A 21,530-nucleotide genomic window follows, 5' to 3' on the forward strand; every position below is an offset into this window, starting at 1 on the left:
CTGCCACTACTCGACCGGGCAGGCGAGGTCTTGCGGCGGGCGCCGCCCGGTGGTCAGGAACTCCGTCACCGCGTTCTTCGCGCACGTGCTGGCGCCGAACGGATAGACGCCGTGGCCGCCCTCGTCGGCCGTCACCATCGTGGCGCGCTGCCCGAACGCCCGCCGCAGCTCCTGGGCGCGCCGACCAGCGGCGTTCCCGGGTCGCGCTCGTTCTGCACCACCAGCACGTTCGACGGGCCCTCGTCGCCGATGCGCACCGGCGGCTCGATCCGCTCCTCCGGCCAGAACGCGCACGGGCCGATGCTGGCCGTGGAGCCACCCAGCATCGGGTGCTCGGCCCGGTCGGCCTCGACCTGCCGCTGGTAGTGCTCGACCTCCTCCGGCCAGCGCGAATCACCGCAGACCACCGACAGGCGCGCGGACATGGCGTTCTCCAGGCCCGCCATCGACGGCAGCGGCGGCAGCGGCCGGTCCTCCTCCAGCGCTCGCCAGGCCTCGGCCAGCAGCGGCATGCTGGCATCGGCGTAGAGGAGTTCGAACGTCATCCCGCGGAACAACGTCCCGTCGATGCCCTGGACCGGCTTCGCCGTCAAGCGCTCCGCGAGCTCGAAGAACTTCGCGGTCACCTGCTCCGGCGCGGCCCCCAGGCCGAGCTCGGGCCGCGCGGCCGCGAACGCCGCGAAGTCCGGGAACCGCTCCTCCAGCCCGCGGGCCATCAACCGGAAGGCCTTGGCGTCGCCTGCGGCACGCCCGGGATCGGCAGCTCCTTCGCGGCGAGGAGCGCCGGGTAGTCGAGCCCGGCGACACCGGGGCCGCCCGGATTGGTGAGCAGGACGCCGCGGCGCTGCGAAGGCTTCTCACTGGCCAGCCGGGAGATCGCGAGCTTGACCTGCCTGCCGCCCGGATCCCGGTAGTCAAGCGGGACTTCGAGCGTCGAGCATTCGAGACCGGGTGCGATGCCCTCCGGGCACGGGCCCCACTCCAAGGCGTCCGCCGACGCCACTCCCACCACCGCGGTGGCAGCCACCGCCGCAGCGGCGAGGGAGACGGTCAGAATTCTCGCCTAGACCTGAGTCGAGCCACCACTTCGCCTTGAGTCGAATGCGATTCGAGCCGCCGGTCCGATGTGCTCGCGGAGCCGCGTGGACAGGCTTCTCGTGCCTGGGAAATCGCGGAAGAGCGTGGAGCGCACTTGCGGCCGGGCGCTGATTCAGGAGGACGTTGAATGCGCAGGTGCCGCGCTGCTGGCGCTGTGCTCGCTGTCCACCCGCCGCCGCCCAGTGGAGATCGGGGTCGTCGTGGTGGCTTACGCAGTCGCCTCGCAAACGGCGGTTGCGCTCTACCCGGTCGAGATGCCGCCCGCCTCGGCGTGGCTCCAACTGGCGTTCTCGACGCTGACCGCGGGCACCGCGGTGGCCGTCGGCGCGGCCATCGGCGCACGGCGCGTCGAAGTGCGGTCGTTGCGCGAGCGGGCGGAGAGCGCGGAACGGGAGCAGGCCGCGCGAGCAGCGCAGGCCCGGGCCATGGAGCGCAACTGGATCGCCCGCGAGATGCACGACGTGCTCGCGCACCGGATCTCACTGGTCGCCATGCAAGCCGGCGTGCTGGACCGCCGCCGCGACCTCTCTGCCGAGGAGAACCAGGTGCTGATCCGCGGCATCGCCGACGGCTCCCAGCAAGCGCTGGCACGGGTGATCGCCGCGGCCACCGGCCCGCAGTCCTCGGAGGCCCGCCGAGCCACCCGCCGAGCGGCGCGCGAACGCCTGTCCGTGCTGACCGAGCGAGAACTCGACACGGCCCGTGCCATCGCGGACGGCCTGGCCAATCCCCAGATCGCCGAGCGCCTCCACATCAGCACCGCCACGGTCAAAGCCCACACCAGCAGCCTCTTCACCAAGCTGGCGCTCGAGAACCGGGTCCAAATAGCCCTCCTGGTCAGAGACGTCGAAGACTGACCGGCGGGGTTTCCAGCACCGTCCCGGACGCACATCTCGCTCGCACCCTGACGGTTCAGGAAGCGTTGTGGCGCTTTCCAGCCAAACCGGTGCACTGTGCACTGCCGTTCCTGCTCGCGGCACACCACGTCGAAGCCGCTGCCGCTTCTTTCGTGCAGCTCTTGGGTGATTCCTTTGTGTACTGCCGGTGAAAGTCGGGATTCCCGCGCTTTAGCCTGCAAATGGCCGCATCTCGGCACCACTCCCGGCTGTAGCATTTCCGCCGCATCACGCCCGATTTAGCCCTGGAGGGAAAAATGTGTGATTCCTGCGCGCCATCGACCGAGATGATCTCCGCCGAGGAAGCCGAGGAGTTCGGCGGGCTTTCCCGCCGAACCCTGTTCGCCGGGCTGGGCCTCGGGCTCGCCATCCCCGCCATCGGCCTCGTCGCGGGAGCGCCGACGGCGTCGGCGGCATCACTGATGGACGGCCGCTGGGCCAATCCCGCGTTAGGTCACTTCCCGCAAGGCGGCCACTTCGGAGCGTCCAGGCCCGGTGGCCCGCACGCGGGCCAGGACGTCACGAACTCGACGGGCACCGGCGTGTACGCGGCGGCCAACGGCACCGTGATCCGCCGCGCCTGGGGCGGCGGGCTGCCCGGCCGGAGCGGCAACGGGCTGGTCATCTCGCACGGCCACGACCAGTACACCTACTACGGCCACCTCAACGCCTACCACGTCCCGCTCAACGCCGAGGTCAAGTCCGGCCAGCGCATCGCGGACATGGGCGCGACGGGCAACGTGACGGGTCCGCACCTGCACTTCGAGGTGCACTCGGGAGGGCTCGGCCGCATCACCGACCCGGTCGCCTTCATGGCCAAGCGCGGCGTGGACCTGGGCGGCGGCTGGCCGCGGATCGACCCGGGCTCGGCCGGAGCGACGGTCGTCGTGCTCCAGCACCTGATGCGCAAGCACGGCCACGACCTGGCCGTCGACGGGAAGTACAGCTCGGCGGCAGTGGCCGAGGTCAAGCGCTTCCAGTCCGCGAAGGGACTGGAAGCCGACGGCCAGGTCGGCCCGGCGACGTGGCCGAAGCTGGTCCACACGCTCCGCCAGGGCAGCAAGGGCGACCACGTCAAAGGCCTGCAGGCCGCGCTGAACAAGCGCAGCGCGGGCCTCGCGGTCGACGGCGATTTCGGCCCGACCACGACGAAAGCCGTGCGCTCCTACCAGAGCGCCAACCGCCTGGTCGTCGACGGCGAAGCAGGCCCGATCACCTGGCGAGCACTGCTCGGCTGACCTGGCGGGAGCCTGGGCGCGACGACCCGGTCGCGCCCAGGCCGGAGCCCGACTACTTCGCCTCGCGGTGCAGCTGCCGGACCTTCTCCTCGTGACTGCTGGTGAAGTCCGGGTCCACGTAGATGCGGACGGAGCTGATGAGCGTGCCGCGGAAGGTGAAGACGTTGCAGAAGCGGCCGGTCGAAACGCGCTGGTCCGGCCAGCGTCGCCCATCAGAGGTGACGCCCCACTCACGCCCTTCGACGATGATCCTGTCACCGGCCACCATGATGTCCAGGCCGTCGATGTCGTGCTCCAGCGCCGACAGATCGGCCCAGAGCCGCTGCGCGAACTCGGCCATGTCCTCCTTCCCCCGCCCGAAACCGAACTTGGGGAAGTACAGCTCCACATCGTCGGTGTAGAGCTCGAGCAGCGCGGGATCCCCCGCGTCGATGAGCTCGAAAGCCCGGCGAACGATGGAGATGCGCTGCTCGTCGAGCTCGGCAGTGGCAGTCGAGGACATCAAAGAACTCCTGTACGTGAAACCTGATCGTTCGTCTCAACGGGCAAACGTTCTACACCGGACAGTCCAAAACCAGAGCAACCCACAACAGGCGGCCAAGGCCAGGACAAGCCCCGCAAACCAGCCGAACACCCGCGGACAAGACCGTACCACAGTTATGGACTGCAAAGTACAAAACCTGCCCACCCCAGCACCGCCCGACCCACAATCCGGCAGACCGAACACCTGAAGCCCGACCAGAGCCACGCACACGGCTACGCCCACCAACGCGAAACCCCGCACAGAAGCGACGCTTCCAGCCCCGAAACACAGCAAGAAGAACGCACCCGAAACACCCCGGAGAAGAACCACGAATGCCTTGGCACCACGGACGTCTTGGATGTCTCGGTGGGCCGCCAACACACCCAGATGCTTTGGAAGGACTAGTCGCTGAGCAGGCCGGAAACTCCCCCCACGCAAGGAGCCAACGAAACGCCACCCCCGCACCGTGGGGGCCCGCGGGGGCTCGGCCCCCGCGATAAAACGTGGAACGCAAAAAGGCTCATGCTCTCCATGAGCATGAGCCTCGCACTGCGTGGAACGTGGAGCTGAGGGGAATCGAACCCCTGACCTTCTCGATGCGAACGAGACGCGCTACCAACTGCGCTACAGCCCCTTGCCTCGAGTACTTGCCTCTCGGCTTTGTTGTGTCAGTACTCTAGCAACCCCGAAAACCGCACTCGCAGCACCCCCCTCTTAAGCGGGTCGGTCACTCCCCGGCGGCGCGCCGGTACGGCTCCCAGGTGCGTTCGTCCAGCTCGTCGAACACGGGATCCTCGTCGTCGATCTCCACGCGGACCGCACGCGCGGCCGGACGGGACTCGCGGCGCTCGGCGTCGTCGGCGGCGTCCTCGTCGTACTCGTCGTGGAGGTCTTCGTCGTACTCGTCGTCGTACTCGACCTCGTCCCGCTCACCGTTCATGCGGGCGAGGCGGCGGGAGCGGACGTCCTCCTCTATGCGGACCTGGCGGCGCAGGTACGTGAGGTAGCCGACGGCCACCAGGTCGATGATGCCATGCAGCCACCACACGACCGGCCACAGCAGTCCCGCCAGCAGGGCCGTCGCGACCGCGGTGGCCAGCATGGCGACCACGATCCGCTGCCGGCGGGCGTACTTGGCGCGCGCCGCCAGCGCCGCGGCCTCCGGGTCGAACCCGCCGCGGCCGGGCCGGTAGCGGCGGCCGGCGCGGACGTCGTCGCTGTGCACCCGACGCCACGAGTTGTCGTCGGTGTCGTGCTCCTCGACCGCGTCGTCCAGTTCGGTGTCAGACATCCCGGACTCCTCCACCATGTCGGTTGTCTCGGCCCCGGGCGTCGCCGGTCGCCGACCGCTGCCGCGTCGGACCACCCTCGCGGCCAGCGCGGAGTCGGTGGTCTTGGACACTTCCTGGCGGCGGCGGGCGAACATGGGCACCAGCACCACCAGCCACGCCGCCGCCAGCGCGGCGAAGATCAACGAACTGGGCATGCCTCGCCACCTCCCCCTGGCCACCGGCAGCACACAAGTCTGCGATCGCCACGCTAGTCACATCTGCAACTCCCGTGTTGGAGGCACGCCGAACACGGGAGGTCCCCGGGGCCAGAAAACCCCACGTTCAGCGGAGTCAGCGGCACCATCGACATCGGCGTGTCGGTTTCCGTACCGCCGAACGCTGCTGATCGCTGGTCCGTTCAGCTCAATTTCGGCCGGATTCGCCCGGGGCGGCCGTGACGGTGCGTGATCAAGATCTCCCGGTTTTCAGGGCCTACTGGCCCCGCCGCCGCGCAGCAGCCGCTCGACCGCGCCTTCCGGGACCTCCTCGGCGGTCAGCGCGTACACGTAGTGATCGCGCCAGTCCCCGGCCACGTCCAGGTACCGCTGGAACAGGCCCTCGCGGCGGAAACCGGACTTCTCCAGCACCCGGACGCTCGGCTGGTTCTCCGGGCGCACGGTGGCTTCCAGCCGGTGCAGCCCGACCGGGCCGAAGCAGTGGTCGACGGCCAGCGCGACACCCGCCGTCGCCACGCCACCGCCCGCCAGCCGCTCGGCGATCCAGTAGCCGATCCACCCGGAGCGCAGCGCGCCCCGCACGATGTTGCCGATGGTCAGCTGCCCGGCGAACTCGCCGTCCACGGTGACGCTGAACGGCAGCGCCTGTCCGCGCCGCGCCATGCCGCGCAGCGCGGCCCACTGCGCGGGCCAGGCCGTCCTGGCGTTGCGCTCCTGCCAGCCGCCGACCGTCGTGGGTTCCCATTGCTGCAGGTAGGCGTGGTCGTGCAGCCGGATGCGGCTCCACGCCGCGGCATCGCGCAGGCGCGGTGGGCGCAGCGCGACCGCACCGCGCGCGGTGATCAGCGGCCCGAGCCGGGCCGGCCAGCCGGGGTGGCGGCCGACCGGGAACCCATCAGCGTCGGTGGGCTGCATCGGTGACTCAGGCGCGTTGCGACAGGAAGCGGACCTGGACCTCGTCGCCCGCGCCGACCTCGGTGACCTCGTCGTCCACCACCACCAGGCAGTTCGCCTCGGCCAGCGAGGCGAGCAGGTGCGATCCCGAAGTGCCCAGCGGTTGCACCAGGTAGGCGCCGTTCTTCGGGTCGCGCAGCAGCTGGCCGCGCAGGAAACCCCGGCGGCCTTCGGCGGAGGTGATCGGCGACAGCAGTTCCGCCGTCACGGTGCGGCGGTGCGGGTTGGGCTTGCCCAGCGCGGCGCGGATCAGCGGCCGCACCAGCACCTCGAACACCACCAGCGCGCTCACCGGGTTGCTGGGCAGCATGAAGGTCGGGATCTCGTCCGGGCCCAGCCGACCGAAGCCCTGCACCGAACCGGGCTGCATCGCGACCCTGGTCACGTCCAGCTCGCCGAGGTCGGCCAGCGCCGCGCGGACCTCGGCACCCGCTGCACCGCCCACGCCACCGGCGACCACCACGATCTCCGACAGCAGCAGCCGCCCCTCCACGACCTCCCGCAACCGGCGCGGATCGCTGCTCATGATGCCGACGCGCGTGACCTCGGCGCCGGCGTCGCGCGCGGCGGCGGACAGCGCGTAGGAGTTGACGTCGTAGACCTGGCCCTGGCCGGGCGTGCGATCGACGTCCACGAGTTCCTCGCCGACGGAGATCACCGAGACCCGCGGCCGCGGGTGCACCAGCACCTTGTTGCGGCCCACCGCGGCCAGCAGCCCGACCTGCGCGGAACCGATCGGTGCGCCGCGGCGCACCGCCACGTCGCCGGTCTGCACGTCCTCCCCGGTGCGGCGGACGAACGCCGCCGAGGGCACCGGACGCCGCACGGTGACCTTCGCCGGGTGCTCGTCGGTGTACTCCAGCGGGACCACGGCGTCGGCCAGCGTCGGCAGCGGCGCGCCGGTGTCCACCCGGACCGCCTGGCCCGGCTGCAGCCTGCGGGGCTGCCGGGAGCCGACCGAGATCTCGCCGACGACCGGCAGCACGGTCGGCTCGTCGGCGGCGGCCTGCACGTCCACGCTGCGCACCGCGTAGCCGTCCACGGCGGCCTGGTCGAACCCGGGCAGCGCCTGCTCGGCGACGACCTCCTCCGCGCACAGCAGGCCCTGCGCCTCGGAGATCGCCACCCGGACCGGCGCGGGCCGGACAGCCGCCGTGAGCACGCGTGCGAGTTGCTCGTCCACTGACCTCATGGCTGTCGTCCTCTTCCCGCGCACCGAGCCGCCGCCCGGCGTGGCTGTCGTCACGTCCTGTCCCGGCGGAGGTGGCCGCAGCGTTCGGGCGGACCGCCGGTCAGGACACTTCGTCGTTCTCCGCGATCCGCTCGACGAGCCAGGCCCGCAGGTCCGGCCCGTACTCGGGATCCTTCAGCGCGAAGTCCACCGCAGCTTTGAGGAAACCGCCAGGATTTCCCAAGTCGTGTCGCCCACCGCGATGGACCACCACGTGCACCGGGTGTCCTTCGGAGATCAGCAACGCTACGGCATCGGTGAGCTGCAGCTCACCTCCGGCACCGGGCTCGATGCGCCGCAGCGCGTCGAACACGGCGCGGTCCAGCAGGTAGCGCCCGGCCGCGGCGAAGGTGGACGGGGCCTGCTCCGGCGCCGGCTTCTCGACCATGCCCCGGACCTGCTTGACGTCGTCGTCCTCGGTGTCGGTGACGTCGAACACGCCGTAGGCGGAGATCTGCTCGCGCGGCACGTCGAAGGCGCACAGCACGCTGCCGCCGTGGCGGGCGCGCACCTCGGCCATCCGCTGCAGGACGCCGGTGGGCAGCACCAGGTCGTCGGGCAGCAGCACGGCGACCGCGTCGTCGGCGTCGGTCAGGCTCGGCTCCGCGCAACCCACGGCGTGGCCCAGTCCGAGGGCCTGCTCCTGGATCGCGGTCTCGGCGGTGAGCAGGGCGGGCGCGCGGCGGACCTTCTCCAGGAGGGCGTCCTTGCCGCGCTCCTTGAGGGTCTGCTCCAGCTCGGGCTGCGGCTTGAAGTAGTCGGCGACCGAGCCCTTGTCCGGCGAGGTCACGATGATCAGGCGTTGTGCGCCCGCTTCGGCCGCTTCGGCGGCGACCAGTTCGATCCCGGGGGTGTCCACGACCGGGAGCAACTCCTTGGGCACCGCCTTCGTGGTCGGCAGGAACCGGGTTCCCAGTCCGGCTGCGGGCACGATGGCGGTCCGGAACGCGATGGGCGTGCTCGTCGGGCTGCTCATGGCCAGGAAGCCTATCGGCCACCCCTAAGGTGGAAGCGTGAGCTCGCTGGACGAATCCACTACGACGAAGGCCGAGTGGCGCAGCACGCTGCTGGAACAGCGCCGTGACGTGGTCCGAACCACCCGCTCGGACGAAGCGGCGGCGCTGCAGGAGGCGGTGCTCGCCTGGCTGGCCGAGCACCCGGTGCGGACCGTCGCGGCCTACGTGCCGGTCGGCGACGAGCCCGGCTCGCCCGAGCTGCTGGAGGCGCTGCGCGCGGCCGGGCTGCGAGTCCTGCTGCCGGTGGTGGTGAACCGCCGCTCGCCGCTGGAGTGGGCCGACTACACCGGGCCGGACTCACTGCGCGAAGCCACCTTCGGCCTGCTGGAACCCGCAGGTCAGCGGCTCGGCGCCGCGGCCATCGGGGAGGCCGGCGCGCTGTTCGTCCCCGCGTTGGCGGTGGACCGCCGCGGCGTGCGGCTGGGGCGTGGCGCGGGCCACTACGACCGGTCGCTGCCGATGGCCGCGCCGGGAGCGCCGCTGATCGGCGTGGTCCGGGACGAGGAGTTCGTGGCCGAGCTGCCCGGCGAGCCGCACGACGTGCGGATGACCTCCGTGCTGACACCGCGGCGAGGAGTCGTGTCGCTACCCGTGTGACATAGGCCTGTTTGCGCTGGACACCTGTTCTGAAGCATTATCGGGTTAGCACTCCTGTAGTTCGAGTGCCAGGACTAGACGCCGGAGGTTCACGGCCGTGCCCACTTACCAGTACGCCTGCACCGAGTGCGACCACCGTTTCGAGCAGGTGCAGTCGTTCAGCGAGGACTCCCTCACCGAGTGCCCGAAGTGCACCGGAAAGCTCCGCAAGCTGTTCAACGCGGTGGGCATCGTCTTCAAGGGCTCCGGCTTCTACCGCACCGACAACCGGTCGTCGAACTCGTCGTCGAGCACGAGCAGCACCTCGTCCTCGTCCAGCGACTCCTCGTCGAGCAGCTCGTCGTCCTCGTCCGGTTCCTCGACCTCGTCGTCGAGCAGCTCGTCGACCAAGACGGCCGCCGCTTCCTGAGTTCACCCGATCTGATTCGCCGACCGCTGTTCACCGCGGTCGGCGAATGTTTTGCGGGCGCAGCGTGATCACCGGAATTTCGTTCGAGTGATCCGAGTTGTCCACAACGGACCGGTTTGTCCACAGATTCCCGAAACTCCCTCGCGCCGCGGCCGAGCGCTCCCTAACTTCGGATGAGTTCCATCTCACCCGAGGAAGCGGAGCCGACCATGACGCCGAAAGACCGCCTCAACGCGACCCTGCGCGACCGCGTCGCCGCGCTTTTCCGCGCACGGCGCGGAGTTCTCCTGCTGCGCAGATCCGCCGCAGTCGCCCTGCTGCTGCTCGCGGCCGTACTGGCCGTGCAGCACCACGGGCCGCCTCGAACGGGCGTGCCGGTGCTCGTCGCCGCTCGCGACCTGCCGCCCGGCCGCGTCCTGTCCGAAGTGGACGTGACGCGCCGGGAGATGCCGGTCGAGCTGGTGCCGGACGGCGCGGTGCAGGCCTCCCCCAACGCCCTGGGCCGGGTTCTCAGCGCTGCGGCCCGCCGCGGCGAACCGCTGACCGACGCGCGCTTCGACGGCCTGACCACGGCTTCCGGCGACGCGGGTACTGTGTCGGCGCCGATCCGGCTCGCCGATCCCGAGGTGGCCGACTTCCTGGCACCCGGCAGACGGGTGGACATCGTCACAGCCCTCGCTCCGTCGGGGGAGAGTTCGGTGCTCGCCGAGAACGCCAGGGTGATCGCGGTCCAGCCCGAGCCTGACCACCGCGACCAGGGAAGACTCGTCTTCGTCGGATTACCGGAGCGGCTCGCGGGCGAGGTGGCCGCAGCATCCCTCAACCGGACGGTGACCGTTACGCTGCGCTGAGTAGCATCCTACGCCGAATAACCCATCGATTCGGCGTCATCCGTACGTGAACTCGCCGAGATGACCATGCTTTTTGAGAGGAGCAGCAAGCGTGTTCAAGGGCTTCAAGGACTTCCTGATGCGCGGCAACGTGATCGACCTGGCCGTCGCGGTGGTGGTCGGCAGCGCGTTCACCGCGCTGGTCACGTCCTTCACCACCAGCATCATCAAGCCGATCATCTCCGCCACCGGTGGTGGCAACGTCACCGGGCTGAGCATCCAGCTGCGCGCGGGCAACGAGGCCTCGATCATCGACTTCGCCGCGGTGATCAACGCCGTGATCACCTTCCTCATCACCGCCGCGGTCGTCTACTTCCTGTTCGTGGTGCCGATGAAGACGTTCAACGAACGGCGCAAGAAGGGCGAGACGACCGCCGTGGACCCGACCGACGTCGAGCTGCTGCAGGAGATCCGCGACCTGCTGCGCCGCGAGCAGGGCCTGCCCGCGGTCAAGGGGCTGGCCAGCGAGTCGGAGAAGGCGGAAGTCACCGCCGATGGCCAGCGGAAGTAGCCACCCGGGCCCGTCGCGCGCGGCGGCTGTCCGGCTGCTCCTCCGGCAGTCCTGCGTCCTGCGGATCGGCTTCGCAGGACGAAGGGCGCGAGCGCGGTGCTGCCGCCCGGACGCGGCTCAGGCTCAGCGCGGGTCGTGGTGCGGCGGGCGGTTCTCGCGGTACCAGCGCTCGTCGTCTTCGGCAGGTGTTCGGTCCGGCCGGTCGTCCGAGGTGGTTTCGGGCAGGACGTCACCGAAGATCTCTGCGAGCTTGCGCCGCCGCTCCCGCTCGTCCCGACCTGTGTCGCCGTTCAACTCCAGCCCTCCCGACCTGGTCCGCGCCCGCAGGTGGCGCACCCCCATCATCCCGCACTCGGGGGAGCGAGCGGGGACGCCACCGACCTCGGGTGTGATGTCGACTACAGTTGAAGGTGCGAGGTCCGCAGAGCCGCGGGAGCGGCGCCAGGCGTTGGCTCACCGGGCGTCTAGCCGCGGGAGGCGAAGAGATGGGTTTCCTGGACAAGGCCAAGGCACTGGCGAACCAGGCCAAGGGGAAGGCGGAGGAGCTCGCCGAGAAGGCGGGCCCGAGCGCCGCGAAGGGGCTCGATGCCGCCAAGTCGAGCCTGGACAAGGCCACCGGTGGCAAGTACCACGACAAGATCGAGAACGTGAGCGGCAAGGTCGAGGGCCTTCTCAAGCGCGAGCACCCCGACGGCCAGCCGCCGAAAGCCACCGACGACAAGGGCCCCCAGCCCGGAACCCCCGAGGACAAGGGCCCGGACGAACCGGGCCAAACACCGAAGAACCCCTGAAAGCGAAGAAAGCGGTGGTGGCTCCGCGTGGAGCCGCCACCGCTTTCTCCTGTCGGGTCAGGCCGTTTCGAGGCCGGACAGCTGTTCGATCACGTGGGTCACCAGGGGCGTCAGGGTGGCCATGCCGTCGCGGACCGACGCACGCGAGCCCGCCAGGTTGACCACCAGCGTGCTGCCGGAGACGCCGACCAGGCCTCGCGAGACGCCCGCCTCGACCGCGCCCGCCGCCAGGCCGGACGCCCGCAGGGCCTCCGCGATGCCCGGGATCGGCCGGTCCAGGACACCAGCGGTGGCGTCCGGGGTGACGTCCCGCGGCGACACACCGGTGCCGCCGACGGTGATCACCACGTCCACGCCGCCGATGACCGCGGTGTTCAGCGCGTTGCGGATGTCCACCGTTTCACCGGCCACCGCGACGGTGCCGTCGACGATGAAGCCGGCTTCCTCCAGCAACTCGGTCACCAGCGGACCGATGTTGTCGTCCTGCTCGCCCTGTGCGACGCGGTCGTCCACCACGACCACCAAGGCCCGTCCCAAACGCTGCGCGCTGCGTTCCATGCCGGTAACCGTAGTGCCAAGGGGCTGGCCGGTCAGATCCAGCGAGCTGGTGAGTTCGGTCAACCGGCGTCGCTGCACCACGCCTGTTCCGTCGGACATGTTCCTCCTCATCACGAAGAAGCCGAGCTCCAGCGGGGTCTGCCGCCGAGCCCGGTTCTGGTCTTCGTCCTGGAAACGCCGAAGGCGTTCAACCCACCCACGCGGCTCGCACCGCCGCGCAGGACGAGTTCGTCGGACAAGCTCTCCCCGCCGTCGACCGCTCCGGGGGCTCGGAGGGGGCAGGGCCAGCCCGGTGGGCGGCCGACGGCGGGGGTACGCGGCCCGGCGGTGCCGGGCCGCGCGTCCGGTCACCCCTGCCCGGCGAGTGTGGCGTCCACGGTGCGTTCCCCGCCGTTCCCGCCGATGGTGATCTTGACGCGGTCGCCCGGGGCGTGTGAGCGGACCGCTGCCACCAGCGAATCGGGATCCTGGATCGACCGGGTGTCCACCTTGGTGATCAGGTCACCGCTGCGGATACCGGCCTGTTCGGCGGGGCCACCGGGCACGACGTTGCGAACCAGAGCTCCCGGCTGGTCGCCTGCGCCGATCAGCACGCCGAGCGTCGTCTGGGTGGCCGTCCCCTTCTCCTTGAGCTCGGTGGCGATGCGCCGGGCCTGGTCGACCGGGATCGCGAACCCGAGACCGACCGATCCGGCCTGCCCCTGCCCGTTGCCGGGGCTGTAGATCGCCGAGTTGATGCCGACCACGTTGCCGTCCATGTCGACCAGCGGACCGCCGGAGTTGCCCGGGTTGATCGCCGCGTCGGTCTGCAGCGCGTTGAGCACGGTGTCCTCACCGCCGGACTCGCCGCCCGCGCGCACCGGGCGGTCCTTGGCGCTGATGATTCCGCTGGTCACGGTGCCGGACAGGCCGAACGGCGAACCGATGGCCACCACCGGAGCACCGACCGGCAGGTCGTCGCTGCGGCCCAGCTCGGCCGGGGTGAGGCCGGTGATGTCGGCCTTGACCACCGCGAGGTCGGACTTCGGGTCGGTGCCGATCACCTGGGCCCGCGCGCTGCGGCCGTCCTGGAACTGCGCGGTGAGCCGACCGCCCGAACCGCCGCCCGCGACCACGTGGTTGTTGGTCAGGATGTAGCCGTCGCTGCTGAGCACGATGCCGGAGCCCTCGCCACCACCACGGGCGGTGACCAGCTGCAGCTGGACGACGCTGGGCAGCACCTTGTCGGCGACCTGCTGCACCGAGCCCGCCGGCGCGGTGCTGACGCTGCGCGCCGGGCGCGATTCGTCCAGCGACGTGACACCGGGCGCCCGGGCGCCGCCGACCTGGTAGCCCACGTAGCCGCCGACCCCGCCACCGACCAGACCGCACACCAGGGCGAGCGCGGCCACGCCCGCGACGAGGCCGCCACGACGTTTGTGCGGCTGCTGCGGCACCACGGCGGTGTGCCCGCCGGCCGACGGCCAAGGCGTGTGCGCGAACTCCTGCGTCATGTGCGGCTGCGCTCCCTGCGCCGCATACGACTGCTGCCCTTCCGCCTGCTGCGCGGCGTACGCCTGCTGCCCCTCCGGCTGCTGCGCGGCGAAGGGCTGCTGGGGCTCGGACTGCGGCGCGTACGGGCTCTGCGACTGGGATTGCGGCCTCGCGTACGGGGAGTCCGGCTGCGGCGCTTGCGGCGGCACCCCGGCTGGTGGCGTGCCCGCCGAACCGCCTTCCGGCTGCGGCGTCGGTTCTTCCGGCTGGTTGCCGGAACCCGGGGTGTGATCGGTCATGACCCCACTCTGCTCCACGCGGCTGAGAACCGCCTGAGACCGCGCTGTGGACCTACCAAATCTCGTCCTGGCTGTGACAAACGCCGCACCACCCGCCCCGAGCAGCGCAGGCGCGGCGCCTCAGCGGAGGCGGTCGGCGATCTGCTCCGGGGTCACGTCGTTGATCCAGACGCCCATGCCGGATTCCGAGCCCGCCAGGTACTTCAGCTTGTCCGCCGAGCGCCGCACCGAGAAGACCTCCAGCCGCAGCCAGGACAACTCGCGTCCCACGCGCACCGGCGCCTGGTGCCAGGCCGCGATGTAGGGCAGCGGGCTGTCGTAGAGGCCGTCCAGGCGGCGCAGGACGTCCAGGTACGTCACAGCGAAGTCGTCGCGCTCCGCGTCGGTGAGGGCCGCGATGTCCGGCACCCTGCGGTGCGGCACGACGTGCACCTCGACCGGCCAGCGCGCGGCCGCCGGGACGTAGGCCGTCCAGTGCTCCGAATCGACGACCACGCGCCGTCCCGCAGCGCGCTCCGCTGCGAGCACGTCGCCCTGCACGTGGCGGCCGTGCAGGTTCAGGTACTCCTCCGCGACCCGCAGCATCTTGCCGGTCTTCGGCGTGACGAACGGGTAGCCGTAGATCTGCCCGTGCGGGTGGTGCAGCGTGACACCGATCTCCTCACCGCGGTTCTCGAAGCAGAAGACCTGCTCCACGCCCGGGGTTTCGGCCAGCGCAGCGGTCCGGTCGGCCCAGACGTCGACGACGGTGCGCGCCTGCGCCGCGGTCAGCGCGCTGAACGAGGAGTTGTGGTCGGAGGTGAAGCAGACGACCTCGCACCGTCCGGTCGCGGGCGCGGACGGCACCATCGGAACGCCATCCACAGTGGACACATCGCCGAGGATTCCCTGGGCGAACGAGGGGAACTGGTTCTCGAAGACCACCACGTCGTAGGAGGATTCCGGGATCTCGGTGGGCCGCCCGGGACTGCTCGGGCACAACGGGCAGAGCTCGGCTGGCGGCTTGTAGATCCGCGACTGCCGGTGCGCGGCGATCGCCACCCACTCGCCGGTCAGCGGGTCCCGCCGCATCTCCGACGCGGGCGCCTGCGGCGGCAGCTCCCGGGTGTCGACGGCCTCCCTGACCTGCGCCGGGTCGGCGTCGAAGTAGATGATCTCCCGGCCGTCGGCCAGCCGTCGCGCCTTTCCACCTCTGCGCGATTCGCGGTGGTGGTCGCGTTCCGCGTTTCCCCGGGGCTGAGTCGCGCCCCCTGAGGTGCGGCCGAGGTGTGCTGCGGGTGGCACGAAATCGCTCATCGCTCCTCCTCCACGCCTTCCTGATCCGCCAGCAGCAGCTCCGCGTGCTCGGCCAGCACCTGCCGGGCTTCGGCGGGCAGGCCCTGGTCGCTGATCAGCAGGTCGATCTCGTCGAAGTCGACGATCGTGGAGATCCCGACGGTCGACCACTTGGAGCTGTCGGCGACCACCACCAGCCGGCCGGCCGCCTCGGCCAGCGCCCGGTTCGTCTCGCCCTCGTTGAGGTTCGGCGTGGTGAAGCCCGCGCGGGGAGCCATCCCGTGCACGCCGAGGAACACCATGTCCAGGTGCAGCGAGCGCAGCGCCTGCACGGCGACCGGCCCGACCAGCGCGTCGGACGGCGTCCGCACCCCGCCGGTGAGCACCACCGTGCGGTCGGTGCGGCCGCGCCGCTGCAGCGCGTCGGCCACCCGGACCGAGTTGGTCACCGCGGTCAGGTCGGCGACGTCGTCGAGGTGGCGGGCCAGCGTCCAGGTGGTGGTGCCCGCGGACAGCCCGATCGCGGTTCCCGGCCGGACCTGCTGGGCGGCGAGCGCGGCGATGGCCTCCTTCTCCGCCAGCTGGCGGACCGACTTGGCCTCGAAACCCGGCTCGTCGGTGCTGCGGCCGATCACCGAGGTCGCGCCGCCGTAGACCTTCTCCACCAGGCCGCGGCGGGCCAGCGCGTCGAGGTCGCGGCGGATGGTCATGTCCGACACCGCCAGCCGCAGCACCAGGTCGGCGACCTGCACCGCACCGGTGCGCCGCACTTCGTCGAGGATCACTTCCTGGCGCTGCCGTGCGAGCACACCGGCCCCCTCAGGTACATGAGCGAACAAGAACCAACACTACCCGAACGGGTGATACGCGAAAGTGTGGTGTACGCCTACCACTTTCGACGCAGTGCTGTTCATTGCTGTTCGGTCTGCGGGATGTTCCCCGGCAGCGACATGCGCAGCAGCGCACCGCCCTCCGGCGCTTCGCCGGCCCACACCGAACCGCCGTGCCGCTCGGCGACCTGCTTGACGATCGACAGGCCGAGCCCGGAGCCCGGCAGCGTGCGGGCGTCCGACGACCGGTAGAAGCGCTCGAAGACGAACGGCCGGTCCACCGGCGCGATGCCGGGGCCGCTGTCGGCGACCTCCAGGAGGATCTGCCCGGAAGCGACGTCCGGCACCAGGTCCACCCGCACCCGGCCCTCGTCGGGGCTCCACTTGGCGGCGTTGTCCAGCAGGTTCAGCACGGCGCGCTCCAGCGCGGTGGCATCGCCCATCATCTCCCACGGCTGCAGCCGCACGTCGAACTCGATGCGCGGCGCGCGCCGCCGGGCCCGGCTCAGCGCACGCTCCACCACGTCCACCAGGTCCACCGGCTCGTGCACCGCCTGCGGGGTGTCCTCCCGCGCCAGCTCCACCAGGTCCCCGACCAGCGCGGACAGCTCGGTGACCTGGGCCTGGACGTCGGCGAACATCTCCCGCCGGTCCTCCTCGGCCAGCTTCGGCGCGTCCGGCCGGGCCGAGGCCATCAGCAGTTCCAGGTTGGTGCGCAACGAGGTCAGCGGGGTGCGCAGCTCGTGCCCGGCGTCGGCGACCAGCCGCCGCTGCCGCTCCTGCGACTCGGCGAGCGCGCTGAGCATGCCGTTGAAGCTGGTCGTCAGGCGGGAGAGCTCGTCGTCGCCGTCGACCGGGATCGGCCGCAGGTCGCCGGTCAGCGCCACTCGCTCCGTCGCGGCCGTCAGCCGCTGCACCGGGCGCAACCCGGCGCGTGCCACGGCGGTTCCGGCCGCCGCGGCGAGCAGGATCCCGGCGCCGCCCATCACCACCAGCACCACGCTGAGCTGGGCGAGCGTGCGCTGGGTCGGATCCATCGAGGTGGACATCACGAGCGCGGCGTTCTGCCCGGTCGGCACGGCCACCACGCGGCTGTTGGACCGCTGGTCGGTGCGCAGGGACTGCGGCGCCTCGCCGCGCGCCACCGCCAGTTCCGCGAAGCTCAGCGGCGGCCGCTGGTCCTTCGGGCCGAACTCGGTGCCGTCGGCGCCGAGCACGCTGATCTTGAAGTTCGTCGCGGTGAAGAACGCCACCGGCACCTGCTGCAGGTCGGCGGTGCGCACCAGCGGCCCCTCGGCGGCCTCCACCGCGCGCTCGGTCAGGCTGTCGTCCAGCTGCTGGTAGAGGCTGTCGCGCACGGTCACGAACGCGGCGACCGACACCAGCGCGACGGCTCCCGCCACGCAGATCGCCGCCAGCCAGGTGACGCGGTTGCGCAGCGAGACGCGCTGGAACCGGCCCCTGCTGGGCTGAGGCGGGCCGAGATCCGGCGGTGGTGGAGCGGGGACGGTCACGGCGGCGTCTCGCGGAGCACGTAGCCGACGCCGCGGACCGTGTGGATCAACCGGGGCTCACCTTCGGCCTCGGTCTTGCGGCGCAGGTATCCGATGTAGACCTCCAGGGCGTTGCCCGAGGTCGGGAAGTCGTAGCCCCACACGTCCTCCAGCAGGCGGCTGCGGGTCAGCACCTGCTTCGGGTGCGCCATCAGCAGTTCCAGCAGGGCGAACTCGGTGCGGGTGAGGCTGATCGGGCGCTCGCCGCGGCGGACCTCGCGGGTGCCCGGATCGAGCTCCAGGTCGGAGAAGCGCAGCGCCGCCGGGTGCTCGTCCTGGCCGAGGTCGGGCGGGCTGGCGCGGCGCAGCAGCGCGCGCAGGCGGGCGAGCAGCTCTTCCAGGGCGAAGGGCTTGGGCAGGTAGTCGTCGGCGCCCGCGTCGAGCCCGGCGACCCGGTCGGACACCGCGTCGCGGGCCGTGAGCACCAGGATCGGCAGGTCGTCGCCGGTGCTGCGCAGCCGCCGGGCGACCTCCAGCCCGTCGAGCCGCGGCATCATCACGTCGAGCACCATGGCGTCGGGGCGGCTGGCGGCCAGCTGGTCCAGGGCCTGTTGACCGTCCGCGGCGAGCTCCACCTGGTACCCGTTGAACTGCAAGGACCGGCGCAGGGATTCCCGCACGGCACGATCGTCGTCGACGACGAGGATGCGCATGGCAACAGTCTTACCTCTAGCCCTGAGAACGAGCTGAGAACCTCACCCTTAGTCGCGAAACACCGTGATGACCATCTCATCCCAGGTCCGGGCCGATCACCCGCGGTGACCGACCCGGACCGATGGGTCACCCCTGGTGGAAGTGCCGGATCAGGGCGCGCGGCACCAGCCGGCGCTGCCCGTCCACCACGATCGGCACCAGATCCGGCGCCGCCGCCTTCCACTGCGACCTCCGGTGCCGCGTGTTGCTCCGCGACATCTTGCGCTTCGGAACTGCCATCCCGGTCTCCTCTCCTCGTCGGGCTCGGTGCGATTTCTCGCGAAATCGCGATCAGCGGGTGCGACCGCCGTAGCGGCGGCGGAACTTCTCGACCCGGCCCTGGGTGTCGAGCACCCGCTGGTTGCCGGTCCAGAAGGGGTGCGAGTACGCGGTCACGTCGACCACGATCAGCGGGTAGGTGTTGCCGTCCGCCCATTCGATGCGCGCATCGGAGGTGGCGGTGGAGCGGGTCAGGAAGCTCTGCCCGGTGGTGCGGTCCTGGAACACGACCGGCCGGTACTCGGGGTGGATGCCTGGTTTCACGATGTCTCCTCGCGGTGTCGGGGCCACGAGCCGGTGCTCGCGCTCATGACCGGTTGCCCCGTTCGCTCGCGGCGTCGGCGGACCGCTCCGCCGGGTCGTCGCCGCACGGGTCGGTGTGCCATTCGCCGAACGGGCCGGCGTAGGTCGCCCAGACCTGCTCGCCCGCGGCGAGCTCGTCATCGGTGAGCAGGGCGTGGTGGAGGGCGCTGACGATGTCCTGCGGGTTGGCCTCGTGGGTGATCACAACCAGCTCCTGCGTCCGGTCGCCGTAGTAGTCGTCCCAGCTCAGCGAGGCCCTGACCTGGCGCTCCGGGGAGATCTCGGCCCACTGCTCGGAGGTCAGCGAGGCCAGCCACGGGCCGCCGTGCGCGATGCCGAGCCCACCGCCCGCGGACTCGATCCACAGCGCCACGTCCGGCTGGCTGGCCACCCAGACCCGGCCGCGGGTGCGCACCACGCCGTCCAGCAGCACGTCGATCGCCTCGTGCAGGCGTTCCGGGTGGAACGGCCGCCGCTCCTCGAACAGCACCGTCGACACCCCGGCGTCGGTGTCCAGCGACGGCTGGCCGCGCAGCAGCCGGCCGTGCGGGCCGTCGATCTCCCCGCGCCGCGCGTTGCCGGGGATCCGGGCGAGCAGCGCGGAAACGTCCAGGCCATCGACGTCCGGACGCAATTTCAATTGAAATCGCACGTCCGATTTCAATTGAAGTTGCGGCGCGGTCGGGGTCAGCCGGGCGATGACCGCCTCGGTGCGCACCTGCGTCCAGCGGTCCTCGGCCTCGCCCAGCAGCACGACCGCATCGGCGAACTCGACCTGACCGACCGCGACCTGAGCGACCGTGCGCTCGTCGTCGGGGCTGCCGCCGATCCCGCGCTCGACGAGCTCGTCCTGGCCGGTCGCGTCGGCGAGCCAGGTCGCCGCGTCGACGGCGGTGAGCACGGCCTCGACGCGGACGTCGGTGACCAGCGGCCTGCCGTCCACCTCGACGTGCTCGAGCGCCCAGCAGATCGTGTCCGGCTCCAGGGCCGGATCCAGCTGCACGACGATCCTGGTCACGTCGGGTGCGGCGGTCAGCTCGCGCAGCAGCGGGAGCAGGTCCAACCGCAAGGTGCAGGACACGCAGCCGTGCGCGAGTTCGAGCACCTCGACGCGCTCGGCGTCACCGTGGCGGATCAGGCGCCGGACCACACCTCGGGCGACATCGCGCAGCTCGTGGTGCACGAGCACGGTGCCCGCCGGATCGTCCCGCCGCACCGCCTCGGCGGTCGACGCGACCTGCTCCGCGCGGATCCCGGCCACCATGAGCAGCGGCATCCGCCGGTTCGCGGACGACTCGGTTTCCATCCCCACCTCAATCGACAACGGTTTTCATCTGGGTCGGGCACACTGTATCGTGCTTTGAAAACGAATGTCATTATCGAGAGGTAGGTCATGTCCATCCGCTGCCAGGTGACCGGGATGCAGCCCGGCTACGGCAACCAGGTCTCCCACTCCAACCACCGCACCCGCCGCCGCTGGCTGCCCAACGTCCAGCGCAAGCGCTACTGGCTGCCCTCGGAGGGCCGCTGGATCCGGCTGCGGGTGTCGACCAAGGGAATGAAGACGATCGAGAAGCGCGGCATCGACGCGGTCGCCGCCGAGATGCGCGCCCGAGGGGAGCGGTTCTGATGGCCAAGAGCACCGACAACCGGCCGGTGATCAAGCTGCGCTCCACCGCGGGGACCGGCTTCACCTACGTGACGACCAAGAGCCGCCGCAACAACCCCGACCGGGTGGTCCTGCGCAAGTACGACCCGGTCGCCCGCAAGCACGTGGAGTTCCGCGAGGAGCGCTGACCGACCGACGCCTCCGTCCGGCGATCGTTTCGGCAGTCCAAGGCCCGTGAGCGTTTTGTGGCGCCATAGCACCCCAAAACGCTCACGACCACATTGGAGACCCACCTGCACCCACGTCCCGCACGTCCAGAAGGGAAACGGCCCAGTGGCCAAGAAGTCCAAGATCGCCCGCAACGAGCAGCGACGGGCGATCGTCGCCCGCCACGCCGAGCGGCGCGCCGAGCTGAAGAAGATCATCGCCGCCCCGGGCAGCAGCCCCGAGGAGCGCAGCGCGGCCCAGCTGGAGCTGCAGCGGCAGCCGCGCGACGCGAGCCCGGTCCGGGTGCGCAACCGCGACGCCATCGACGGGCGGCCCCGCGGCTACTTCCGCAAGTTCGGCGTCTCCCGGGTGCGGCTGCGCGAGCTGGCGCACTCCGGCGAGCTGCCGGGCGTGACGAAGTCGAGCTGGTGACGCCGTGCCGAACACCGACCGGCGCTTCCGCCGCAAGCCCAACCTGCTCCAGCGCGAAGGGGTCGTCCAGGTCGACTGGAAGGACACCGCGCTGCTGCGCAAGTTCCTGTCCGACCGGGGAAAGATCCGCTCCCGCCGGGTCACCGGCCTGACCGTGCAGGAGCAGCGCGAAGTCGCCACGGCGATCAAGAACGCCCGCGAGATGGCGCTCCTGCCCTACCCCTCCAACGGCCGCAAGTGACGCGCGGGCGGGGTGGTGATTCGCGCGAAACCGCCACCCCGCCCCCGCCGATCTCGCGCGAAACCGGCCACCGCGGACGCCCCCGGACTGCTGCGCGGTGGCGCCGGGCAGGATGGA

29 protein-coding genes and 1 tRNA gene are annotated in these 21,530 nt (G+C 71.0%); 11 read left to right on the forward strand and 19 right to left on the reverse strand.

Annotated features, from left to right (window positions below; all coding sequences use genetic code 11):
• Nucleotides 1-6: 6 nt before the first annotated feature.
• From ATL45_RS39555 to ATL45_RS39565, 3 genes are read right to left on the reverse strand one after another with little or no spacing between them, the layout of a single operon-like run.
• Nucleotides 7-138: an alpha/beta hydrolase gene (locus tag ATL45_RS39555; protein ID WP_246025239.1), complete on the reverse strand. Its 132-nt coding sequence runs from the start codon at nucleotides 136-138 to the stop codon at nucleotides 7-9.
• Nucleotides 132-716 (reverse strand): alpha/beta hydrolase, encoded by a 585-nt coding sequence (locus tag ATL45_RS39560; protein WP_246025240.1) that lies wholly within the window; start codon nucleotides 714-716, stop codon nucleotides 132-134. The genes ATL45_RS39555 and ATL45_RS39560 overlap by 7 nt, the downstream gene beginning before the upstream one ends.
• Nucleotides 716-1,027 carry a hypothetical protein gene (locus tag ATL45_RS39565; protein WP_246025241.1) on the reverse strand — a complete coding sequence of 104 codons (312 nt, stop codon included), beginning with the start codon at nucleotides 1,025-1,027 and terminating at the stop codon, nucleotides 716-718. Before ATL45_RS39565 ends, ATL45_RS39560 begins: the two co-directional genes overlap by 1 nt.
• Nucleotides 1,028-1,181: 154 nt before the next feature.
• Here ATL45_RS39565 and ATL45_RS09105 point away from each other — a divergent pair, with 154 nt between their 5' ends.
• Together ATL45_RS09105 and ATL45_RS09110 are read left to right on the forward strand one after the other, a co-directional pair.
• On the forward strand, nucleotides 1,182-1,955 hold the full coding sequence (locus ATL45_RS09105) for a helix-turn-helix transcriptional regulator (RefSeq protein ID WP_246025242.1): 774 nt from the start codon (nucleotides 1,182-1,184) through the stop codon (nucleotides 1,953-1,955).
• A gap of 326 nt (nucleotides 1,956-2,281) precedes the next feature.
• Entirely contained in the window at nucleotides 2,282-3,232 is a 951-nt protein-coding gene (locus ATL45_RS09110) for a peptidoglycan-binding protein (RefSeq protein ID WP_246025243.1), read from the forward strand.
• Between the two features lie 52 nt (nucleotides 3,233-3,284).
• Here the strand turns inward: ATL45_RS09110 and ATL45_RS09115 are convergent, their stop codons facing one another.
• The 6 genes from ATL45_RS09115 to ATL45_RS09140 all read right to left on the reverse strand — a co-directional run bounded on the left by ATL45_RS09115 (nucleotide 3,285) and on the right by ATL45_RS09140 (nucleotide 8,423).
• Nucleotides 3,285-3,734 carry a nuclear transport factor 2 family protein gene (locus ATL45_RS09115; protein ID WP_093155802.1) on the reverse strand — a complete coding sequence of 150 codons (450 nt, stop codon included), beginning with the start codon at nucleotides 3,732-3,734 and terminating at the stop codon, nucleotides 3,285-3,287.
• Nucleotides 3,735-4,316: 582 nt separating this feature from the next.
• Nucleotides 4,317-4,389, reverse strand: a tRNA-Ala gene (locus tag ATL45_RS09120).
• Nucleotides 4,390-4,482: 93 nt separating this feature from the next.
• The gene (sepX, locus tag ATL45_RS09125) at nucleotides 4,483-5,241 is read right to left on the reverse strand and encodes a divisome protein SepX/GlpR (protein ID WP_093155803.1); all 759 of its coding nucleotides are present in this window, start codon (nucleotides 5,239-5,241) and stop codon (nucleotides 4,483-4,485) included.
• A gap of 270 nt (nucleotides 5,242-5,511) precedes the next feature.
• Nucleotides 5,512-6,177, reverse strand: a complete 666-nt coding sequence (locus ATL45_RS09130) for a GNAT family N-acetyltransferase (RefSeq protein WP_093155805.1) — start codon at nucleotides 6,175-6,177, stop codon at nucleotides 5,512-5,514.
• A 7-nt stretch (nucleotides 6,178-6,184) separates the two neighbouring features.
• Nucleotides 6,185-7,408: a molybdotransferase-like divisome protein Glp gene (gene glp / locus ATL45_RS09135; protein WP_093155806.1), complete on the reverse strand. Its 1,224-nt coding sequence runs from the start codon at nucleotides 7,406-7,408 to the stop codon at nucleotides 6,185-6,187.
• A 100-nt stretch (nucleotides 7,409-7,508) separates the two neighbouring features.
• Nucleotides 7,509-8,423, reverse strand: a complete 915-nt coding sequence (locus ATL45_RS09140; protein WP_093155808.1) for a UTP--glucose-1-phosphate uridylyltransferase — start codon at nucleotides 8,421-8,423, stop codon at nucleotides 7,509-7,511.
• Nucleotides 8,424-8,460: 37 nt separating this feature from the next.
• On the opposite strand from ATL45_RS09140, the gene ATL45_RS09145 reads away from it, so the two are divergent.
• The 4 genes from ATL45_RS09145 (at nucleotide 8,461) to mscL (ending at nucleotide 10,870) form a co-directional block, all read left to right on the forward strand.
• On the forward strand, nucleotides 8,461-9,060 hold the full coding sequence (locus ATL45_RS09145) for a 5-formyltetrahydrofolate cyclo-ligase (RefSeq protein ID WP_093155809.1): 600 nt from the start codon (nucleotides 8,461-8,463) through the stop codon (nucleotides 9,058-9,060).
• 97 nt (nucleotides 9,061-9,157) lie between these two features.
• Nucleotides 9,158-9,469, forward strand: a complete 312-nt coding sequence (locus tag ATL45_RS09150; protein WP_093155811.1) for an FmdB family zinc ribbon protein — start codon at nucleotides 9,158-9,160, stop codon at nucleotides 9,467-9,469.
• Nucleotides 9,470-9,678: 209 nt separating this feature from the next.
• Nucleotides 9,679-10,320 (forward strand): SAF domain-containing protein, encoded by a 642-nt coding sequence (locus ATL45_RS09155; protein ID WP_093155812.1) that lies wholly within the window; start codon nucleotides 9,679-9,681, stop codon nucleotides 10,318-10,320.
• A gap of 91 nt (nucleotides 10,321-10,411) precedes the next feature.
• Nucleotides 10,412-10,870 carry a large conductance mechanosensitive channel protein MscL gene (gene mscL, locus ATL45_RS09160; RefSeq protein ID WP_093155814.1) on the forward strand — a complete coding sequence of 153 codons (459 nt, stop codon included), beginning with the start codon at nucleotides 10,412-10,414 and terminating at the stop codon, nucleotides 10,868-10,870.
• Between the two features lie 123 nt (nucleotides 10,871-10,993).
• Here mscL and ATL45_RS09165 read toward each other — a convergent pair whose 3' ends face one another.
• The gene (locus ATL45_RS09165) at nucleotides 10,994-11,164 is read right to left on the reverse strand and encodes a hypothetical protein (RefSeq protein WP_170210205.1); all 171 of its coding nucleotides are present in this window, start codon (nucleotides 11,162-11,164) and stop codon (nucleotides 10,994-10,996) included.
• 191 nt (nucleotides 11,165-11,355) lie between these two features.
• Here ATL45_RS09165 and ATL45_RS09170 point away from each other — a divergent pair, with 191 nt between their 5' ends.
• Nucleotides 11,356-11,661 (forward strand): antitoxin, encoded by a 306-nt coding sequence (locus ATL45_RS09170; protein ID WP_093155817.1) that lies wholly within the window; start codon nucleotides 11,356-11,358, stop codon nucleotides 11,659-11,661.
• Between the two features lie 57 nt (nucleotides 11,662-11,718).
• Here ATL45_RS09170 and ATL45_RS09175 read toward each other — a convergent pair whose 3' ends face one another.
• The 9 genes from ATL45_RS09175 to mrf all read right to left on the reverse strand — a co-directional run bounded on the left by ATL45_RS09175 (nucleotide 11,719) and on the right by mrf (nucleotide 20,230).
• Complete coding sequence (locus ATL45_RS09175; RefSeq protein WP_093156016.1) at nucleotides 11,719-12,219, reverse strand: MogA/MoaB family molybdenum cofactor biosynthesis protein; 501 nt, start codon at nucleotides 12,217-12,219, stop codon at nucleotides 11,719-11,721.
• Nucleotides 12,220-12,566: 347 nt separating this feature from the next.
• Entirely contained in the window at nucleotides 12,567-13,991 is a 1,425-nt protein-coding gene (locus ATL45_RS09180) for a trypsin-like peptidase domain-containing protein (RefSeq protein WP_246025244.1), read from the reverse strand.
• 120 nt (nucleotides 13,992-14,111) lie between these two features.
• On the reverse strand, nucleotides 14,112-15,287 hold the full coding sequence (gene galT, locus ATL45_RS09185; RefSeq protein WP_093155819.1) for a galactose-1-phosphate uridylyltransferase: 1,176 nt from the start codon (nucleotides 15,285-15,287) through the stop codon (nucleotides 14,112-14,114).
• Nucleotides 15,284-16,075, reverse strand: a complete 792-nt coding sequence (locus ATL45_RS09190; protein WP_093155820.1) for a DeoR/GlpR family DNA-binding transcription regulator — start codon at nucleotides 16,073-16,075, stop codon at nucleotides 15,284-15,286. The genes galT and ATL45_RS09190 overlap by 4 nt, the downstream gene beginning before the upstream one ends.
• Before the next feature lie 101 nt (nucleotides 16,076-16,176).
• A complete protein-coding gene (locus ATL45_RS09195; RefSeq protein WP_093155822.1) occupies nucleotides 16,177-17,610 on the reverse strand; it encodes a HAMP domain-containing sensor histidine kinase in 1,434 nt (477 codons plus the stop codon).
• Entirely contained in the window at nucleotides 17,607-18,302 is a 696-nt protein-coding gene (locus ATL45_RS09200) for a response regulator transcription factor (protein WP_093155823.1), read from the reverse strand. Before ATL45_RS09200 ends, ATL45_RS09195 begins: the two co-directional genes overlap by 4 nt.
• Nucleotides 18,303-18,429: 127 nt before the next feature.
• On the reverse strand, nucleotides 18,430-18,582 hold the full coding sequence (gene rpmF, locus ATL45_RS09205; protein WP_093155825.1) for a 50S ribosomal protein L32: 153 nt from the start codon (nucleotides 18,580-18,582) through the stop codon (nucleotides 18,430-18,432).
• A 51-nt stretch (nucleotides 18,583-18,633) separates the two neighbouring features.
• A complete protein-coding gene (locus tag ATL45_RS09210) occupies nucleotides 18,634-18,885 on the reverse strand; it encodes a type B 50S ribosomal protein L31 (protein ID WP_093155826.1) in 252 nt (83 codons plus the stop codon).
• 43 nt (nucleotides 18,886-18,928) lie between these two features.
• The gene (mrf, locus tag ATL45_RS09215; protein WP_093155828.1) at nucleotides 18,929-20,230 is read right to left on the reverse strand and encodes a ribosome hibernation factor-recruiting GTPase MRF; all 1,302 of its coding nucleotides are present in this window, start codon (nucleotides 20,228-20,230) and stop codon (nucleotides 18,929-18,931) included.
• 87 nt (nucleotides 20,231-20,317) lie between these two features.
• On the opposite strand from mrf, the gene rpmB reads away from it, so the two are divergent.
• From rpmB to rpsR, 4 genes are all read left to right on the forward strand, one after another.
• Nucleotides 20,318-20,554 carry a 50S ribosomal protein L28 gene (gene rpmB, locus ATL45_RS09220; protein ID WP_093155829.1) on the forward strand — a complete coding sequence of 79 codons (237 nt, stop codon included), beginning with the start codon at nucleotides 20,318-20,320 and terminating at the stop codon, nucleotides 20,552-20,554.
• Nucleotides 20,554-20,721, forward strand: a complete 168-nt coding sequence (gene rpmG / locus ATL45_RS09225; RefSeq protein ID WP_093155831.1) for a 50S ribosomal protein L33 — start codon at nucleotides 20,554-20,556, stop codon at nucleotides 20,719-20,721. Before rpmB ends, rpmG begins: the two co-directional genes overlap by 1 nt.
• 145 nt (nucleotides 20,722-20,866) lie before the next feature.
• Nucleotides 20,867-21,172 (forward strand): 30S ribosomal protein S14, encoded by a 306-nt coding sequence (gene rpsN, locus ATL45_RS09230; RefSeq protein ID WP_093155832.1) that lies wholly within the window; start codon nucleotides 20,867-20,869, stop codon nucleotides 21,170-21,172.
• A gap of 4 nt (nucleotides 21,173-21,176) precedes the next feature.
• Entirely contained in the window at nucleotides 21,177-21,413 is a 237-nt protein-coding gene (gene rpsR, locus ATL45_RS09235) for a 30S ribosomal protein S18 (protein ID WP_093155834.1), read from the forward strand.
• Nucleotides 21,414-21,530: the final 117 nt, after the last annotated feature.

The sequence above is a fragment of the Saccharopolyspora antimicrobica genome (assembly GCF_003635025.1).
Lineage (GTDB): Bacteria > Actinomycetota > Actinomycetes > Mycobacteriales > Pseudonocardiaceae > Saccharopolyspora > Saccharopolyspora antimicrobica.

Coding starts and splice junctions, on each gene's coding strand:
- ATL45_RS09115 (WP_093155802.1), bottom strand. CDS start 3,734: ATGTCCTCGACTGCCACTGCCGAGCTCGACGAGCAGCGCATCTCCATC.
- rpmF (WP_093155825.1), bottom strand. CDS start 18,582: ATGGCAGTTCCGAAGCGCAAGATGTCGCGGAGCAACACGCGGCACCGG.
- ATL45_RS09130 (WP_093155805.1), bottom strand. CDS start 6,177: ATGCAGCCCACCGACGCTGATGGGTTCCCGGTCGGCCGCCACCCCGGC.
- ATL45_RS09155 (WP_093155812.1), top strand. CDS start 9,679: ATGACGCCGAAAGACCGCCTCAACGCGACCCTGCGCGACCGCGTCGCC.
- ATL45_RS09110 (WP_246025243.1), top strand. CDS start 2,282: ATGATCTCCGCCGAGGAAGCCGAGGAGTTCGGCGGGCTTTCCCGCCGA.
- rpmG (WP_093155831.1), top strand. CDS start 20,554: ATGGCCAAGAGCACCGACAACCGGCCGGTGATCAAGCTGCGCTCCACC.
- ATL45_RS09180 (WP_246025244.1), bottom strand. CDS start 13,991: ATGACCGATCACACCCCGGGTTCCGGCAACCAGCCGGAAGAACCGACG.
- ATL45_RS09140 (WP_093155808.1), bottom strand. CDS start 8,423: ATGAGCAGCCCGACGAGCACGCCCATCGCGTTCCGGACCGCCATCGTG.
- galT (WP_093155819.1), bottom strand. CDS start 15,287: ATGAGCGATTTCGTGCCACCCGCAGCACACCTCGGCCGCACCTCAGGG.
- rpmB (WP_093155829.1), top strand. CDS start 20,318: ATGTCCATCCGCTGCCAGGTGACCGGGATGCAGCCCGGCTACGGCAAC.
- ATL45_RS09170 (WP_093155817.1), top strand. CDS start 11,356: ATGGGTTTCCTGGACAAGGCCAAGGCACTGGCGAACCAGGCCAAGGGG.
- sepX (WP_093155803.1), bottom strand. CDS start 5,241: ATGCCCAGTTCGTTGATCTTCGCCGCGCTGGCGGCGGCGTGGCTGGTG.
- ATL45_RS09200 (WP_093155823.1), bottom strand. CDS start 18,302: ATGCGCATCCTCGTCGTCGACGACGATCGTGCCGTGCGGGAATCCCTG.
- glp (WP_093155806.1), bottom strand. CDS start 7,408: ATGAGGTCAGTGGACGAGCAACTCGCACGCGTGCTCACGGCGGCTGTC.
- mrf (WP_093155828.1), bottom strand. CDS start 20,230: ATGGAAACCGAGTCGTCCGCGAACCGGCGGATGCCGCTGCTCATGGTG.
- ATL45_RS09175 (WP_093156016.1), bottom strand. CDS start 12,219: ATGGAACGCAGCGCGCAGCGTTTGGGACGGGCCTTGGTGGTCGTGGTG.
- ATL45_RS39560 (WP_246025240.1), bottom strand. CDS start 716: ATGGCCCGCGGGCTGGAGGAGCGGTTCCCGGACTTCGCGGCGTTCGCG.
- ATL45_RS39555 (WP_246025239.1), bottom strand. CDS start 138: ATGGTGACGGCCGACGAGGGCGGCCACGGCGTCTATCCGTTCGGCGCC.